We start from the raw sequence: 17,126 nt of genomic DNA on the forward strand, positions 1-17,126 counted from the left end.
TGTACGGGCAGGGCGTGGCAGCTGACAGCCTTTCCGCTAGGCGGTGACCACCGGGATCTTGCCGATCCGCCCCTGCCATTCCTTCGGACCCGTCTGATGCACGCTGGTGCCGGAGGAGTCCACAGCAACGGTTACCGGCATGTCCTGCACGTCGAACTCGTAGATCGCCTCCATGCCAAGATCGGCAAAGCCGAGCACTTTGGCGCCCTTGATGGCCTTCGACACCAGATACGCAGCACCGCCGACGGCCATCAGGTAGGCAGCCTGGTGGTTTTTGATCGACTCGATGGCGACCGGGCCGCGTTCCGCCTTGCCAACCATGGCGATGAGGCCGGTTTGGGCCAGCATGATCTCGGTGAACTTGTCCATCCGTGTGGCGGTGGTCGGACCGGCCGGACCGACCACCTCGTCGCGCACCGGATCGACCGGACCGACGTAGTAGATCACCCGGTTGGCGAAATCCACGGGCAGCTTCTCGCCCTTGGCCAGCATGTCATTGATGCGCTTGTGTGCGGCATCGCGGCCGGTGAGCATCTTGCCGTTCAACAGCAGCGTCTGGCCGGGCTTCCAGCTCGCCACTTCCTCTTTGGTCAGCGTGTTGAGATCAACGCGCTTCGACAGTTTGACGTCCGGCGCCCAGTGCACATCCGGCCACGCGTTGAGCGAAGGCGGCTCGCAGTACGCCGGGCCGGAGCCGTCGAGTACGAAATGGGCGTGGCGGGTGGCGGCGCAGTTCGGGATCATCGCCACCGGCTTCGATGCGGCATGGGTCGGGTACATGTTGATCTTGATGTCGAGCACGGTGGACAGCCCGCCGAGACCCTGGGCGCCGATGCCCAGCGCATTCACCTTCTCGTAGAGCTCAATGCGCAGCTCCTCGGTCTTGTTCTGCGGACCGCGTTTGAGCAGGTCGAACATGTCGATCGGGTCCATCAGCGACTGCTTGGCAAGCAGCATCGCCTTCTCGGCGGTGCCACCAATGCCGATGCCGAGCATGCCCGGCGGGCACCAGCCAGCGCCCATCGTCGGCACTGTCTTCAGCACCCAGTCAACCAGCGAATCGCTCGGGTTGAGCATGACGAACTTGGTCTTGTTTTCACTGCCGCCGCCTTTGGCTGCGACATTGACATCGATGGTGTTGCCTGGCACCAGTTCCATCTGGATCACCGCCGGCGTGTTGTCCCTGGTGTTCTTGCGCTCGAACTGCGGGTCCGCCACCACTGAGGCGCGCAGCTTGTTGTCCGGATCGTTGTAAGCGCGACGCACGCCCTCGTTGACGGCATCATCAATGCTGCCCGCGAAGCCCTCAAACCGCACATCCATGCCGATCTTCAGGAACACGTTGACGATACCGGTGTCCTGGCAGATCGGCCGATGCCCCTCGGCGCACATCCTGGAATTGGTCAGAATCTGTGCGATGGCGTCTTTCGCGGCGGGCGAGGCCTCTGCCTCGTAGGCACGGGCGAGATGCTCGATGTAATCCTGCGGGTGGTAGTAGCTGATGAACTGCAGCGCCGCAGCGATGGATTCAACGAAGTCGGCGTACTTGATGGTGGTGGGCATGGTCGGCAGCGTTCGGTTCGTAGCAACGTTTCAAGGTCGGGGTCAGTGTTTGTCGCCACCGGGTGGCGACATCAGGCGGTCGGTCATGGCAATCGCCATGGCCGAGAGCAGGAAGGCGACGTGAATCACGGTTTGCGCGATCAGCGTTTTCTCGGAGTACTGCTCGGCGTTGATGAAGGTCTTGAGCAGGTGGATTGACGAGATACCGATGATCGCTGTGGCGAGCTTGACTTTGAGCACCGAGGCGTTGACATGCGAAAGCCATTCGGGCTGGTCGGGGTGGCTCTCCAGCTCCATGCGTGACACAAAGGTTTCGTAGCCACCGACGATGACCATGATCAGCAGGTTGGAGATCATCACCACGTCGATCAGGCCGAGCACCAGCAGCATGATCAGCGTTTCGGTGAGCTTGGTGGGCACCGCCGCACAAACGCTACCCTTTGCCTGCGCCACCGCCGTGTCGCACGGCTGAACTGAGGTGGCGATGGCGGCGACGGCCTGTGACGAACCAAACGCCGCTTCAATCAGGTGAGCCAGCTCAACCCAGAAATGAAATACGTACACCGCCTGAGCAACGATGAGGCCCAAATAGAGCGGCAGCTGCAGCCAGCGGCTGGCGAAGATGACAGCAGGTAGCGGGCGCAGGCCCCGTTTCGCGCTGGAAGACGAGGCGGACGATTGGCTGGACTTCATATTGGACTCAAGGACGACGTCGATGCAGATCAGATTGCATCGTGCAGCCGCCGGCCTGAACAGTGACGATTGAGTAAGGCAGTTTAGCACCCGCCGATGACCGTCAGCGGATGTCTGGCCTTGTGTTTCACGCTTCCCGGTGGCGCAACTTTGCGGCCGGAAACTGGTCCCGCGATGCCTCGTCTGGACGGTATTTCTGTACTACAGCTTTTTCATGAAATGACGTCTGATAAGGGCATTGAGCGGAAATATGACCGATATCGACTTGAGGTGCTTTTTGCACCCAAGCCCATACGAAATAAGGCTTCACGATGAAAGCTGTAGGCGGGTCCTATGTAAGACTCACGTCAATGACTCCCGCTAACGTGTCAGCAGTTTCTCCTCGTCACGGAGGTAGGTGTGCGCGAGGGGCTCTCAAGTGATACTTTGCACCGTGTGCCGTCGTGCCACTGACTGAAACAGGAGGAGTGAACCATGTCTGCCATTGAATCCGTCCTTGTCGAAAACCGGGTGTTTCCGCCGCCGGCCGCATTTACCGCGCAGGCCAACGTCAAGCCCGCCGATTTCGAGGCGATGAAGGCGAAGGCAGAACGTGATCACGCTGGCTTCTGGGCCGATCTGGCTCGCGAGAACCTGATCTGGTCGAAGCCCTTCACCAAGTCGCTTGACGACAGCAATGCCCCATTCTTCAAGTGGTTCTCCGACGGCGAGCTGAACGCCTCGTACAACTGCCTCGACCGCCATCTGAACACACCGGTCGCAGACAAGACCGCGATCATCTTCGAAGCGGATGGTGGCGACGTTACCAAAGTCACCTACCGCGACCTCTACAAGCGCGTCTGCCGCTTCGCCAACGGCCTCAAGTCACTTGGTTACAAGAAGGGCGATCGCGCCATCATCTATCTGCCGATGTCGATCGAGGCGGTCGTTGCGATGCAGGCCTGTGCACGCATCGGCATGACGCACTCGGTGGTGTTCGGCGGCTTCTCCGCCAAGAGCCTGCAGGAACGCATCGTTGACGTCGGCGCCACACTGGTGATCGCGGCCGACGAGCAGATGCGCGGCGGCAAGGCGATCCCGCTCAAGCCTGCTGTGGACGAGGCTTACGGCATGGGTGGCTGCGACGCCGTGCGGCACACCATCGTCTACAAGCGCACCGGTGGCAATGTTGCCTACGGTGCGAAGGACATCGACTGGGCAAAAGTAGAGGCCGGTCAGGCTGACGATTGCCCCGCCGAAATGGTCAATGCCGAGCATCCGCTGTTCGTGCTTTACACCTCGGGCTCCACCGGCAAACCGAAGGGCGTGCAGCACTCCACCGGCGGCTATCTGCTGCATGCGATGCTGACCATGAAGTGGACCTTCGACATCAAGCCGAACGATGTCTTCTGGTGCACGGCCGACGTGGGCTGGGTGACGGGTCACACCTACGTGACCTACGGCCCGCTCGCAGTGGGTGCCACCGAGATCATCTTCGAAGGCGTGCCGACCTTCCCGAACGCCGGCCGTTTCTGGGACATGATCCAGAAACACAAGTGCACCGTCTTCTACACCGCGCCCACCGCGATCCGCTCGCTGATCAAGGCGGCCGACACCACGCCGGATGTCGCGCCAGGCAAGTATGACCTGTCGTCGCTGCGCCTGCTCGGCTCGGTAGGTGAGCCAATCAATCCGGAAGCCTGGATGTGGTACTACAAACACATTGGCAGCGAGCGCTGCCCGATTGTGGATACCTTCTGGCAAACCGAGACGGGCGGTCACATGATCACCCCGTTGCCGGGCGTGACGCCGCTGGTGCCGGGCTCGTGCACGCAGGCGCTGCCGGGTATCGCCGCAGCGATCGTCGACGAAACCGCCAACGACGTGCCGAACGGCTCCGGCGGCATTCTGGTCATCAAGAAGCCGTGGCCGTCGATGATCCGCACCATCTGGGGCGACCCGGAGCGCTTCAAGAAGTCCTACTTCCCGGATGAACTCAAAGGTTACTACCTCGCTGGCGACGGCGCTGTGCGTGATGCCGTGCATGGCAACTTCCGCATTACCGGTCGCATCGACGACGTGCTGAATGTGTCCGGCCATCGCCTCGGCACCATGGAGATCGAATCAGCGCTCGTCGCTAACCCGTTGGTTGCTGAGGCTGCGGTGGTTGGACGTCCTGACGAAACGACCGGTGAAGCCGTGTCCGCCTTCGTTGTGCTTAAGGGCGCACGTCCGGCTGACAAAGAGAGCGCTGCAAAGATCGCCAAGGAGCTGCGTGACTGGGTGGGCAAGGAGATCGGCCCGATCGCCAAACCGAAGGACATCCGCTTTGGCGACAACCTGCCCAAGACCCGCTCCGGCAAGATCATGCGCCGCCTGCTGCGCGCGATCGCCAAGGGCGAGGAAATCACCCAGGACGTGTCAACCCTCGAAAATCCCGCGATTCTCGAGCAGTTGAAGCAGAGCCTGTAAACGCGGGCCGCCCGGCATGAGGAGCCGACTGGCTCCTTCGCGCCGTGCGCTGTGGCCCGCTGCGGTGAGTTCATTCGGGTGAATACTGACCCGACAAGCCCCGAAGGCAGGGCACAATTCCTCCGTCTGACGCGCCGCTTGTACGCAGCGCGTTGCCATTGGGCCACGTGGGAGCTGCTTTGTCGCCGGGGGTCGCCGCCTGCGAACACCTGACTTGCCACGCCTGGCAAGCTCCATAGGGTTATCGATGCAGGCTTTTTTTGCCGTTGTACACAATCTGGTGATGCTGATCGGGCTGTTCTACATCGCGCAGTTCGTCGTTGGCATCTTCAACTGGCCGGCGCGCGAAAACAATCCCATCTATCGCCTGTTCCGCTTTCTCACCTCGCCGGTGACGGCATTGGCGCGCGCGATGACGCCGTCTGCGGTGCAGGACAAGCATGTGCCTGTGGTGGCCTTCTTCCTGTTGTTCTGGCTCTACGTAACCTTGATTGTCGTTCGGCTCTATCTCAAGCGTCCGGAGTTGTTTCAATCGGCGACGTTGCCCAGCACCGGGTTGTCATAGTGCCGACCGCAGGGACGACTTTGATTGCTGCTGTGCGTGCTCATCTGCTGCGCCAGGTTGCGTCGTGGGCCATTCTGTTTCGGCGCACCGGTTTTGCCTTGGCTTGCTATGAGCGGGCGCTTCGTGACGACCCGAATGACACCGTTACCCTTGCGCAGCGGGCCTACCTCTATGCGCAGTCAGTGAGTGCAGCTGATCAACAGCGCGCGGTTGCCGAGTTTGAACGTCTCGTTGCGCTGAAGCCCGCCGATGCCGACAGCTGGTTCAATCTTGGGTTTCTATATCAGCAACAAGGTGGCCACGTCGAGGCGATCCGTGCGTTCGAGCGGGCCGTTGCACTGCGCGACGGTCTGGACCGTGCCTGGTACGGCCTCGCGCTATCAAGAATCGCTACGGGCGACGACGCAAGTGCGATCGAAGCGCTGAAGAAAAACGTTGCCTTGCAGCCAATGAGTCCATTTGGTTTCATGGAGTTGGCGCGCGCGCAATTCCGGTCGCAACAACCCGAAGCCTGCGAGAAGACGATGCGGCGCCTGAAGGCATTTGATCCCCGTAACGCAGCCGTGCTGGAAGACGAGACCGGCATCCGCATTGGTATCGAGCGCTGGTGGCGTAACTGAGTTCGCGACGTTCTGGCGATCCCGCTCGGGCAACTGTCGCCATCCGGCGGCCGCATTGCCCGGCAGCCCGACAAAGCCCCTGATTGTGTTGCCGATGTGATCAGCGCCACCGCGTACTGCCTGCAGCTAAAGTCACAGTCGTTGCGCGTCGTGAACAGTCGTGATCAACGCGCCGCAGCGCGGGTAAACCATGCCTCATTTGATATGGCGCAACCTCTTTCTCAATTCGGAAAACTCGGATACGCTTTGTCAGCTACCTGATAGCTTCAGGTGGCAGGTCACCGATCGACACAACGATATTTGCAGACATCTACGCAAATTGACCGAACCGAGGAGGAATCAATGCAACTGACTGACAAGCACCGGGAGTACTGGCGCAGGAATCTGCTGATCACGCTGGTTCTGATGGCCATTTGGTTTGTGGTGACGTTCGTGGTCGGCTACGCCGCGCGCGATCTGTCATTCAGTTTTTTTGGCTGGCCATTCTCGTTCTGGATGGGCGCTCAGGGCGCCCTCATCGTCTACGTCGCGCTCATCTGGTACTACGCGCGCACCATGAATCGCCTTGATCGCGAGTACGGTGTCAACGAGGAGGAAGAGCAATGAGCGCCGGTACTACCCAGCGGGCCTTTACCGCCCAGTTGAAAAAGGTCTACACGTGGTACACGGGGGGCTTCGTGCTCTTCGTGGTGGCGCTGGCGATCCTCGAGAAGGCGGGCATGCCGCGCGCATGGATCGGCTACGTGTTCCTGCTTGCCACCGTGCTGCTCTACGCCGGCATTGGCGTGATGAGTCGCACGTCTGACGCTTCCGAGTATTACGTGGCAGGTCGTCGCGTGCCGGCGGTGTTCAACGGCATGGCCACCGGTGCGGACTGGATGTCGGCGGCGTCGTTCATCGGCATGGCAGGTACGCTGTATCTGCAGGGATATTCGGGGCTAGCCTTCATCATGGGCTGGACCGGAGGCTACGTGCTGGTGGCGCTGTTCCTGGCGCCTTATCTGCGCAAGTTCGGGCAGTTCACTATTCCCGACTTTCTTGGCGCCCGCTACGGCGGCAACACGGCCCGATTTGTCGGTGTGCTGATCGCGATCCTCTGCTCGTTTGTGTATGTGGTGGCGCAGATCTACGGCGTCGGGTTGATTACCGCGCGGCTGACCGGTCTGTCGTTTGAGGTGGGGGTGTTTGTCGGTCTCGCCGGCATTCTGGTCTGCTCGTTTCTGGGGGGCATGCGTGCGGTAACCTGGACGCAGGTGGCGCAATACATCATCCTGATCATCGCCTACATGATTCCGGTGGTTTGGCTGTCGATGAAGCACACCAATATCCCGTTGCCGCAGCTTGTGTACGGCTCGGTGCTCGAGAAAGTCTCGGCGCGCGAAGATCAATTGCTCAAGGACCCGAAGGAACTGGAGGTTCGCAAGCTGTTTGCCGATCGCGCCGCTGCCGCAGAAGCCAAACTCAAGGCGTTGCCGGGCTCATTTGACAGTGGCAAGGCCGAGGTGCAAAAGGCACTCGATGATGCCAAGTCGAGCAATGCCGGACCCGAGCAGGTTGTTGCTGCGCAGAAAGCCGTAGACACCTATCCGCGTGATGCCGCCGCAGCGAAGACTGCGTGGACCAAGGAGGCAGCGCTCAAAGGGCGGGCCGCGCCGCCACTCAAGCACGGCGAAGCCTTCCCGGCGGCCAACGAAAAGGCGCGCGATGTCGCCCGCAAAAACTTCCTGGCGCTTATCTTCTGCCTGATGGTGGGGACCGCCGCGTTGCCACACATCCTGATGCGCTACTACACCACACCCAGCGTGAAGGAGGCGAGGAATTCGGTGTTCTGGTCGCTGTTCTTCATCTTCCTGCTCTACTTTACGGCGCCAGCGCTGGCGGTGCTGGTGAAGTTCGATATCTACACGATGCTGGTGGGCAGTGAGTTTGCGAAGCTTCCGGCGTGGGTGAATTCATGGTCGAAGGTGGATCCGTCGCTGCTATCAATCGCTGATGTCAACAAGGACGGTATCGTGCAGCTCGCCGAGATCGCCATCGGTGGTGACATCGTGGTGCTCGCTACGCCGGAGATTGCCGGTCTGCCGTATGTCATCTCGGGTCTGGTGGCGGCGGGCGGTCTGGCAGCCGCTCTCTCGACAGCGGACGGGTTGCTGCTGACTATCGCCAACGCGCTTTCGCACGACGTTTACTACAAGATGATCAACCCCAATGCGTCTACGGCAACTCGGGTTGGCGTATCCAAGGCACTATTGCTGGTGGTGGCGCTGGCGGCGGCTTACGTGGCGTCGCTCAAGACGGCAGACATTCTGTTCCTGGTTTCAGCCGCGTTTTCGCTGGCCGCCGCAGGCTTCTTCCCTGCGCTGGTGCTGGGTATCTTCTGGAAGCGGGCGACCAGTCTTGCTGCCGTACTGGGCATGATTGCCGGTGTGTCGGTCACGTTCTACTACATGGCCACCACACAAGTGTGGATGCGCGGATTGTTTGGCGTGACAAGCCCGATTGCAGACAACATCTGGTGGGACATTCAGCCGATCTCTGCGGGCGTGTTTGGCGTGCCACTTGGCTTCCTGGTGATCATCCTGGTTAGTCTGGTGACTCCGGCGCCGAAGCCGGAGGTACAGGAGCTCGTCGAGCATGTGCGTTACCCGAACCTGAGGCCAGGTGCGGCTTGATGCGCGTTTGCTGAAAAAAAGGCGGCTTCGGCCGCCTTTTTTGTTTGCCTGGAAATAGCCGGAGCGATTGCCTCGCACCGCTGCGGTCAAGCGGCAGACGGATCAGTTTGCTTGAAAGAAGGGCGGCCGGCGATCTTCTTGTAGTGTCGGGCCAGATTGGGATGAGTTGTTTCCCAGCCAATGTCCGGATAGCGAAGCTTGAGATAACCCAGTGCGCAGCAGGCAGCAATATCGGCCAGCGACAGGGCGTTGCCAACGCAGAACTCGCGCTCACCCAGTTCCCGCGCCATTTCTTCGAGACACGCGGCGATCTTGCTGCGCTGCCGCTCGATCTGCTTGCTGCTCGATTCATTCTTGTCCGGGCGGCCGGCTTCCAGCCGGGCCAGGATCGCCGCATCGCACAAGCCGTCGGCGATGGCCTCCCAGCGCTTGGCGGCAATACGGTCACGGGAGGCTTCCGGGATCAGACGGTGCACCGGCGACAGGCCGTCGAGGTATTCCACGATCACGCGCGAATCGAACAGCGTCGTGCTGTCGTCCATTACCAGCGCCGGCACCTTGCCAAGCGGATTGATGCGCGCCAGATCGGCGGGGGACGACCACGGATCGACCACTTCCAGATCAAGTTCGAGCTTTTTTTCGGCAGCCACAATGCGCACCTTGCGGGCGTAGGGGCTGGTGTTCGAATGGAGGAGTTTCATGCGGGCAACTTGTTATTGGTACGACCTACTGCTGCGACGAATCTAGCACGTCATGGCGAGGTCGCAAATCCGGTCCGACGACAAGGGATAATAGAGGGCTGACACTGCTTGACAAAGACGTTCTTTTTCCTGCAGTCGCGTCAATTTCCCCGGTGATTTGTGGCGTTGGTGCATGTTGACCGCGCCAACGCCGCCAACGCATCCACTGCAGCTTTTCAATCATGGCCACGATCGATACCCTCATCGCACTGTCTCCACTGGACGGGCGTTACCAGCGCAAGGTTGCTGTTCTCGGCGATGCTTTCAGTGAATTCGCTCTCACCCGTGAGCGTGTACGGGTCGAGTTCGCGTGGCTGCGCTCGCTTGCGGCGGAACCGGACATTTCGGAATTGCCGCCGCTGAGTGACGAAGCGCTGGCGTTTCTCGATGCGCTGGTGGCCAATTTTTCCGTGGACGATGCGTCGGCGGTGAAAGCCATCGAGGCGACCACCAATCACGACGTAAAGGCCGTCGAGTACTGGATCAAGGACAAATTCAAGGCGCTGCCTGAGCTCGCGCCGCACGCGGAATTCGTGCACTTTGCCTGCACCTCGGAAGACATCAACAACGTCTCGCATGCGCTGATGCTGAAGCGCGGTGTGCACGGCGTGCTGCTGCCGCAGCTTGATGATGTGATCGCGGCACTGGCGCGGGTGGCGATAGCTACTGCCGAACTGCCGATGCTCTCTCGCACCCATGGGCAGGCGGCGACGCCGACGACCATGGGCAAGGAGATCGCGCTGTTTGTCGATCGTCTGCAGCATGCGCGCCGACAGATTGCCGCCGTGCCGCTGCGTGCCAAGATGAATGGTGCGGTGGGCAATTACAACGCACATCTGTCAGCCTATCCCGAGGTTGACTGGCCGGCGCTGTCGCAAGCCACCGTGGAAGCGCTTGGCCTGACGTGGCAGCCGATGAGCGCACAGATTGAGCCGCATGACTACATGGCCGAACTGTTCGATGCCATCGCCCGCGTCAACACTATCCTGATCGACTTCTGTCGCGATACCTGGGGCTACATCTCGTTGGGCTTCTTCAAGCAACGGCTGAAGGAGGGCGAAGTCGGCTCCAGTACCATGCCGCACAAGGTCAATCCGATTGATTTTGAAAACGCAGAGGGCAACTTCGGCATTGGCAATGCCCTGTTGCGGCATCTGGCCGAGAAGCTGCCTATCTCGCGCTGGCAGCGCGACCTGACCGATTCCACCGTGCTGCGCAACATGGGCGTGGCGGTGGGCTACAGCCTGCTCGGTATCAGCTCGGCGCGGCAGGGTATCGGCAAGCTTGAAGTCAACGCTGACGCCATGCTTGCTGATCTCAATGCCAACTGGGAGGTGCTGGCCGAACCGGTGCAAACAGTGATGCGCCGCTACGGTGTGTCGGGCGCTTACGAGCAATTGAAGGCGCTGACCCGCGGCCAGCGCATTACGCCGGCAGCGATGACGGCCTTCATTGACGGCCTTGATATTCCAGCCGCAGCGCGTGCCGCCCTGCGCGAGCTGACCCCGGCGCGTTACACCGGCCTCGCGGCCGAGCTGGCTCGGCGCTATGCGGTGACCGAAACAGCGGATTGATGGATGCGGCGTCGGTTGCCGGCGCCACCCACCCCATTCGAGCGTGATTTTCGAGTGCCGGTTGATGGCAACTTTTTGCTGAAGTGGCGTCGGCTTAAGGCCTGAAAGCCAATAATGCCGATTGTCGACTTTCCGATTTTTCGACGGTTAGCCCTTATCAGATGGGACTTAATTCGAAAAGCTGCTTGAACGACAGATCGCTGCCATGCGCATATGCATAGGGTAATTTTTTCTATCAAGCGGCGTGATTCGAGACCTAGAATCGATCGAGAAACTGTTCAGTGATTCCCTGCAGTTCCCCATGAACCGGCAACACTCGGAGGAGGAGTCCCCATGAAAAAAACGATACGCGTGACCGCGCTCGCGGCGTCCGCGCTGACCGTACTGGCGGTGCAGGCGCAATCCGCGCAGGCACCCGTGAGCCAGCACCTGGCGCGCAATCTTGCGGCGCAATGCGCCAACTGCCATGGCACCAATGGCCGCAGCGTGGCTGAGGTGCCGTCGCTGGCAGGCCAGAGCGCCGCCGTCCTCGTCAGCAAGATGAAGGACTACAAGGACGGCAAACAGCAGGCCACCATCATGCATCAGCTCTCGAAGGGGTACACCGATGAGCAGATCGCATTGATCGCCGATTACTACTCGAAACAACCGAAATAACCGGGGGCGCACATGAACACATTCAATCGTCGCGACTTCGTCAAATCCGCCGGTGTCCTGTCGCTGCTGGGTACGTCTGCCATCACTGGTTGCGCCAGCGTGGGCGGTACCGCCAGACCCAAAGTCGTTGTCGTCGGAGGCGGCTATGGCGGCGCGACGGCCGCCAAGTACATCGCCATGTGGAGCGAGGGCAAGATTGACGTCACCCTGGTCGAGCGCGGAGAGGCCTTCGTGTCCTGCCCGCTGTCCAACCTGGTGATTGGCGGCTCGAAGCAGATCGGCGACATTTCAGTGTCGTACGACGGCCTCAACAAATACGGCATCCGCCGCGTCAAGGGCGAGGCGGTCGGTTTTGATGCCGACAAGAAGACGCTGACGCTGGCCGATGGCACCACGCTGCCCTATGACCGCCTGATCCTGTCGCCCGGCATCGACTTCATGCTCGAATCACTACCCGGCCTCGCCTCGGTGGAAGCGCGCAGCAAGGTGCTCGCGGCGTGGAAGGCCGGCCCGGAGACCATTGCCCTGCGCAAGCAGCTGGTCGACATGAAGGATGGCGGCGTCTATGCGATCCAGATTCCGAAGGCGCCCTACCGTTGCCCGCCAGGGCCGTACGAACGCGCCTGCCAGGTGGCGTGGTACTTCCAGCAGGCAAAGCCAAAGTCCAAGGTGTTGATCCTCGACGCCAACGAAGACGTGGTGTCGAAGAAGGGCCTGTTCATGAAGGCATGGAACGGTCAGTTCAAGGGGCTGGTCGAGTACCGCAACAACCAGGAAATCCAGGACGTTGACGCGAAGACCAATACGCTCAAGATGAGCTTTGGTGACGACGTCAAGGCCGACGTGCTGAACGTGCTGCCGCCGATGCGCGCTGGCAATATCGCCACGCAGAACGGTCTCAACAACTCGAACAAGCGCTGGTGCCAGATTGACTGGCTGACCTATGAGTCCACGGCGGTGAAGAATGTGCACATCCTCGGCGATGCGTTGCAGATCGCGCCGGCCATGCCGAAGTCGGGGCATATGGCGAACCAGCATGCCAAGGTGTGCGCGGCGGCGGTGATCGCGCTTTTGACCGGCGACGTGGTCAACGCCACGCCAATGGTGGCCAACACCTGCTACAGCTTCATCGACGACAAGAATGTTGTGCACGTCGCCTCGGTGCATCGCTACGATGCCGCGCAGAAGACGATGGTGACGGTGGCTGGCTCCGGTGGCTTGTCGGCCGATGCCAATCGCACTGAAGGCATCTTCGCCAACAGCTGGGCGCGCAACATTTGGGCTGACATGCTCGCCTGAGCGCAACAACTGTCCCTGCCAAGCCCGCGCACTTTGTGCCCGGGCTTTTTTGTTGCGCATTTGCTACATGATTTTCTTGCGGGGACGCCCCGCCGCTGTGGAGCCACAGGCAGCGTGCGCTGCGCTGCATCGCAATCGCGTTGCCGCTGCGGTGACGTCTGCGCCTGCGCGGGTGGCGACAGCGCACCTCAACTGTCTGCGCAACCTGTTTGAATTTGCGGGCTTTTTTCCACGTTCGCCACCTTGCGGAAGTGTTTTTCAATTTGTGCGCTGCGGCGTGCAAAACGCAATTTCACGATATGGAATCTTTCATTCCGTGAAAACAAATTGCAAACCATTGTTTTTGAACGTTTTTTTGTAATTTATTGATGCGCTGTGCGATCGATTCGGATATGCTGCGAAGCAATAACAAGATATTCGTTGGCTTTCCGCTGAGTGGAAACAGGCGGAGCCAGATAAAGAGGATCGAGTTTTAGTCTGAAAGGCAACCCACCATGAGTCAATCCGCATCCGTTCAAGCCAAGATGGCCGAAGCCGTCGCCGCCCTCGAAAAAGACTGGGCAACCAATCCGCGCTGGAAAGGCATCAAGCGCAACTACAGCGCGGCTGACGTCGTTCGCCTGCGTGGTACCGCTGCCGTTGAGCACACGCTCGCGAAGAAGGGTTCGGAAAAACTCTGGAACCTGATCAACACCGAGCCGTTCATCAACTCGCTCGGCGCGCTGACTGGCAATCAGGCCATGCAGCAAGTGAAGGCAGGCCTCAAGGCGATCTACCTCTCTGGCTGGCAAGTCGCGGGCGACGCCAACCTCGCTGGCGAGATGTATCCGGACCAATCGCTGTATCCGGCCAACTCGGTGCCGTCAGTCGTCCGCCGCATCAACAACACGCTGATGCGTGCCGACCAGATCCAGTGGATGGAAGGCAAGGACGACGTCGACTACATGGCGCCAATCGTGGCCGATGCCGAAGCCGGTTTTGGCGGCGTGTTGAACGCCTATGAACTGATGAAGGCGATGATCGATGCCGGCGCGTCGGGCGTGCACTTCGAAGATCAGCTCGCCAGCGTTAAGAAATGCGGCCACATGGGCGGCAAAGTGCTGGTGCCGACGCGTGAAGCGGTTGAAAAGCTCACCGCCGCCCGCTTTGCGGCGGACGTGATGGGCGTGCCGACTGTGCTGCTGGCGCGCACCGATGCCGAAGCCGCTGACCTGCTGACCAGCGATGTCGATGAAAATGATCGCCCGCACTGCACCGGCGAGCGCACCATGGAAGGCTTCTACAAGACGAAGCCGGGCTTCGAGCAGGCGCTGTCGCGCGGCCTCGCTTATGCACCGTACGCTGACCTGATCTGGTGCGAAACCGGCAAACCGGATCTCGAGTTTGCCCGCAAGTTCGCCGAAGGCATTCACAAGAAGTTCCCGGGCAAGATGCTGTCGTACAACTGCTCGCCGAGCTTCAACTGGAAGAAGAACCTCGACGAATCGACGATTGCCAAGTTCCAGCGCGAACTCGGTGCGATGGGCTACAAGTACCAGTTCATCACGCTCGCCGGCTTCCACAGCCTGAACTACTCGATGTTCAACCTGGCCCACGGCTACGCGCGCAACAACATGAGTGCGTTCGTCGAGCTGCAGGAGGCTGAGTTCGCCGCGGCTGAAAAGGGCTTCACCGCCGTCAAGCATCAGCGCGAAGTGGGCACCGGTTACTTCGATGCTGTGACACAAGTGATCCAGGGCGGCCAAAGCTCGACCACGGCGCTGCATGGTTCGACGGAAGACGAACAGTTCTTCGACGACAAGAAGCCGGCCCTCAAGCTGGCGGTGGGACAAAACGACTAGCGAGTCGTTGGGTCAGAACGACTAAACAGTCGATTAGACAAAACGGCCAAAGCGGGACGACTGGCATCTTCGGCGCAGCAGCTTCGGGTTTCGCAGACCTGAAGCGCGTCGTAGTCATCTGCGTGTCCGCTTGCGTTTTATCGCATGGCTATCGGCTGATACGGGTTATGGCACCAAAAAAGTGACAAAAGCACCAGAAAGGGCTTGTAACTCTTATAAATGACCCTATAATCGCCCCTGATTTCCTCGAGGAGGAGGGAACCCTTCAGCCCGCGCCGCGTTCACACGCCCGCGGGCTTTTTTCTGCCTGTCGTGCCGGCCTGTCGCGGCGCAATTTGCGGAGACAAGACCGAGCCATTGCTGCGTGCAAGGGCGCGGAGTTACAGCGCCGTCGCGACCGGTGCCAGCGCCTTCAGCCAGCGTTCAAAGGGTAATTTGTAGTCGGCCCGAAGCGCGCGCGCACGAGCCTGTAAGGCACGCGCATCCAGCGCCGGTAGTGGCGATTTGCTGGCGATGACGGTGACGTTTTCGGTGGCGATAGCTGGCAACAGAACAATGTTGTCCACGCCAAATACCGCTCGTAGCCGACGCAGTCCGCCACGGTAGCGTGACACGCTGCTCCACATGTTGGCCACGAATACGCCGTTCTTGCGCAACACACGATGTGCCTCGGCGTAGAACTCCGCCGATTCGAGTGCGCCCACGCGCCCGCGACCGTCGTAGCAATCAACCCAGATCCAGTCGAAGCTTGATGCTGGCCGCTCGGTGATGACTTTGGCTGCATCTCCCTGCGTGATACGCACACGGCTATCGTCCTGCGGCAGCGGAAAGGCAGAGTGCGTCAGCGAAATCACGTCGTCACGCAACTCCACGATGTCGAGTCGCTTCAGGCTGTCGCTCCAGTTGGCAAGCGCCCAGCGCGGCAAGGAACCTACGCCGAGACCGGCCACATAAACCTGCTTCGGCGGCGGCACAAACAGCAGTGCAGCACACATGTCCTGCGCGTAACCCAGCGCCAGTTCGTCCGGGCGGGAGATGCGCATCCTGCCCTGTACCCACTCGGAGCCAAAGTGCAGGGTGCGAAAGCCCAGGTGTTCCGAGATGAGGAGGTCAGACATGAGTGGCGCGCGAGCCTGCGACGTGCAAGGATTGGTGAAAAGAGGATTTTGCCCTGACTGCCATCGTGGTCGCGTAGCAGCGCGTCTCGCGAAAATCGTGCGGACAAGGCCTAGCCAATAGAATAGAGCCTTCTCTACCCGAGATCGCTCTTTGCCATGACCACTGCCAAACCTTCACTCGCCGCCGTACGCGGCGCTGCGTCACCCGCGCCATCGGTGCTGGCGCCTGTGCCTGAAATCATCGCCGAGCTCAAGGCTGGCCGAATGGTGATTCTGGTGGACGAAGAAGATCGCGAAAACGAAGGCGATCTGGTGCTGGCAGCAGAGTTCGTCACCCCCGAGGCGATCAACTTCATGGCCAAGTACGCGCGCGGCCTGATCTGTCTGACGCTGACGCCCGAACGTTGCCAGCAGTTGAATTTGCCGCTGATGACAGCCAGCAACCGATCCGGGTTCGGCACTAACTTCACCATGTCAATCGAGGCGGCCGAAGGCGTCTCCAGCGGCATTTCCGCCGCTGACCGGGCGCGTACCGTGCAGGCTGCGGTTGCCTTCAATGCCAAGCCTGCCGACATCGTGCAGCCTGGCCACATTTTCCCGGTCATGGCGCAGCCGGGCGGCGTGTTGATGCGGGCAGGGCACACCGAGGCGGGGTGCGATCTGACGCGCATGGCGGGCCTGACACCAGCGGCTGTCATCTGCGAAGTCATGAAGGACGACGGCACCATGGCACGTCTGCCCGATTTGCTGCTATTCGCCAGGGAGCACGGCCTCAAGATTGGTGCCATCACCGACCTGATCCAGTATCGCGCCGCGCAGGAAAATCTGGTCGAGTGCGTTGGCGAGCGGCCGTTGCAGACGGCGCAGGGCGAATTCACGCTGAAGGTTTTCCGCGAAAAGCTCGCCGATGCCACCCATCTGGCCATTGTCAAGGGCACGCCCAGCCGCGAGCAGGAGACCGTCGTCCGCGTGCATGAGCCGCTGTCCGTGATCGATACGCTCGACGCCAGCGCCGCCGTCCACTCATGGAGCATTCCGAAAGCGCTGGCCCGACTGCAGCAGGCAGAGGCGGGCGTGCTGGTGCTGCTGCACCGGAGCGAGTCGGCGGCCGATTTGCGTGACCGGGTGCTCAACGCGAAGCCACTCAATGCCCACAAGGTGGACCTGCGCACCTATGGCATCGGCGCGCAGATCCTGCGTGCGCTCAGTGTGGGCAAGATGCGGCTATTGGCCAAGCCGCGCCGCATGCCATCGATGACCGGCTTCGATCTTGAAGTCGTCGCGTACGAAGAATCGTAACCACCCATATTCGAACGGTCGCCGTGACCGGAAC

General features: G+C 60.6%; 14 protein-coding genes. 10 read left to right on the forward strand and 4 right to left on the reverse strand.

Annotated elements, in window-relative coordinates; genetic code table 11:
• Positions 1-36: 36 nt before the first annotated feature.
• A complete protein-coding gene (locus FKL89_RS06175) occupies positions 37-1,563 on the reverse strand; it encodes a fumarate hydratase (protein WP_156861930.1) in 1,527 nt (508 codons plus the stop codon).
• Between the two features lie 42 nt (positions 1,564-1,605).
• A complete protein-coding gene (locus FKL89_RS06180) occupies positions 1,606-2,256 on the reverse strand; it encodes a YqhA family protein (protein WP_156861931.1) in 651 nt (216 codons plus the stop codon).
• A gap of 474 nt (positions 2,257-2,730) precedes the next feature.
• Between FKL89_RS06180 and acs the strand changes: the two genes are divergently transcribed.
• The 5 genes from acs to FKL89_RS06200 all read left to right on the forward strand — a co-directional run bounded on the left by acs (position 2,731) and on the right by FKL89_RS06200 (position 8,564).
• On the forward strand, positions 2,731-4,707 hold the full coding sequence (gene acs, locus FKL89_RS06185; RefSeq protein WP_156861932.1) for an acetate--CoA ligase: 1,977 nt from the start codon (positions 2,731-2,733) through the stop codon (positions 4,705-4,707).
• A 247-nt stretch (positions 4,708-4,954) separates the two neighbouring features.
• Positions 4,955-5,272: a hypothetical protein gene (locus tag FKL89_RS20150; RefSeq protein WP_162527412.1), complete on the forward strand. Its 318-nt coding sequence runs from the start codon at positions 4,955-4,957 to the stop codon at positions 5,270-5,272.
• 32 nt (positions 5,273-5,304) lie between these two features.
• On the forward strand, positions 5,305-5,892 hold the full coding sequence (locus FKL89_RS20155) for a tetratricopeptide repeat protein (RefSeq protein WP_162527413.1): 588 nt from the start codon (positions 5,305-5,307) through the stop codon (positions 5,890-5,892).
• 342 nt (positions 5,893-6,234) lie between these two features.
• On the forward strand, positions 6,235-6,498 hold the full coding sequence (locus tag FKL89_RS06195) for a DUF4212 domain-containing protein (RefSeq protein ID WP_156861934.1): 264 nt from the start codon (positions 6,235-6,237) through the stop codon (positions 6,496-6,498).
• Complete coding sequence (locus tag FKL89_RS06200; RefSeq protein WP_156861935.1) at positions 6,495-8,564, forward strand: sodium:solute symporter family protein; 2,070 nt, start codon at positions 6,495-6,497, stop codon at positions 8,562-8,564. Before FKL89_RS06195 ends, FKL89_RS06200 begins: the two co-directional genes overlap by 4 nt.
• A gap of 86 nt (positions 8,565-8,650) precedes the next feature.
• Here the strand turns inward: FKL89_RS06200 and FKL89_RS06205 are convergent, their stop codons facing one another.
• Positions 8,651-9,265 (reverse strand): glutathione S-transferase family protein, encoded by a 615-nt coding sequence (locus FKL89_RS06205; protein ID WP_156861936.1) that lies wholly within the window; start codon positions 9,263-9,265, stop codon positions 8,651-8,653.
• A 221-nt stretch (positions 9,266-9,486) separates the two neighbouring features.
• Here FKL89_RS06205 and purB point away from each other — a divergent pair, with 221 nt between their 5' ends.
• The 4 genes from purB (at position 9,487) to aceA (ending at position 14,675) form a co-directional block, all read left to right on the forward strand.
• Complete coding sequence (gene purB, locus FKL89_RS06210) at positions 9,487-10,878, forward strand: adenylosuccinate lyase (protein WP_156861937.1); 1,392 nt, start codon at positions 9,487-9,489, stop codon at positions 10,876-10,878.
• A gap of 333 nt (positions 10,879-11,211) precedes the next feature.
• The gene (locus tag FKL89_RS06215; RefSeq protein WP_156861938.1) at positions 11,212-11,535 is read left to right on the forward strand and encodes a c-type cytochrome; all 324 of its coding nucleotides are present in this window, start codon (positions 11,212-11,214) and stop codon (positions 11,533-11,535) included.
• Between the two features lie 12 nt (positions 11,536-11,547).
• A complete protein-coding gene (locus FKL89_RS06220) occupies positions 11,548-12,834 on the forward strand; it encodes an NAD(P)/FAD-dependent oxidoreductase (protein ID WP_156861939.1) in 1,287 nt (428 codons plus the stop codon).
• Between the two features lie 524 nt (positions 12,835-13,358).
• Positions 13,359-14,675 (forward strand): isocitrate lyase, encoded by a 1,317-nt coding sequence (gene aceA / locus FKL89_RS06225; protein WP_156864579.1) that lies wholly within the window; start codon positions 13,359-13,361, stop codon positions 14,673-14,675.
• 380 nt (positions 14,676-15,055) lie between these two features.
• Here aceA and FKL89_RS06230 read toward each other — a convergent pair whose 3' ends face one another.
• Entirely contained in the window at positions 15,056-15,793 is a 738-nt protein-coding gene (locus tag FKL89_RS06230; RefSeq protein ID WP_156861940.1) for a spermine/spermidine synthase domain-containing protein, read from the reverse strand.
• 156 nt (positions 15,794-15,949) lie between these two features.
• Between FKL89_RS06230 and ribBA the strand changes: the two genes are divergently transcribed.
• Positions 15,950-17,092 (forward strand): bifunctional 3,4-dihydroxy-2-butanone-4-phosphate synthase/GTP cyclohydrolase II, encoded by a 1,143-nt coding sequence (gene ribBA, locus FKL89_RS06235; RefSeq protein WP_156861941.1) that lies wholly within the window; start codon positions 15,950-15,952, stop codon positions 17,090-17,092.
• Positions 17,093-17,126 lie beyond the last annotated feature (34 nt).

It is taken from the genome of Casimicrobium huifangae, from assembly GCF_009746125.1.
Classification (GTDB): Bacteria; Pseudomonadota; Gammaproteobacteria; order Burkholderiales; family Casimicrobiaceae; genus Casimicrobium; species Casimicrobium huifangae.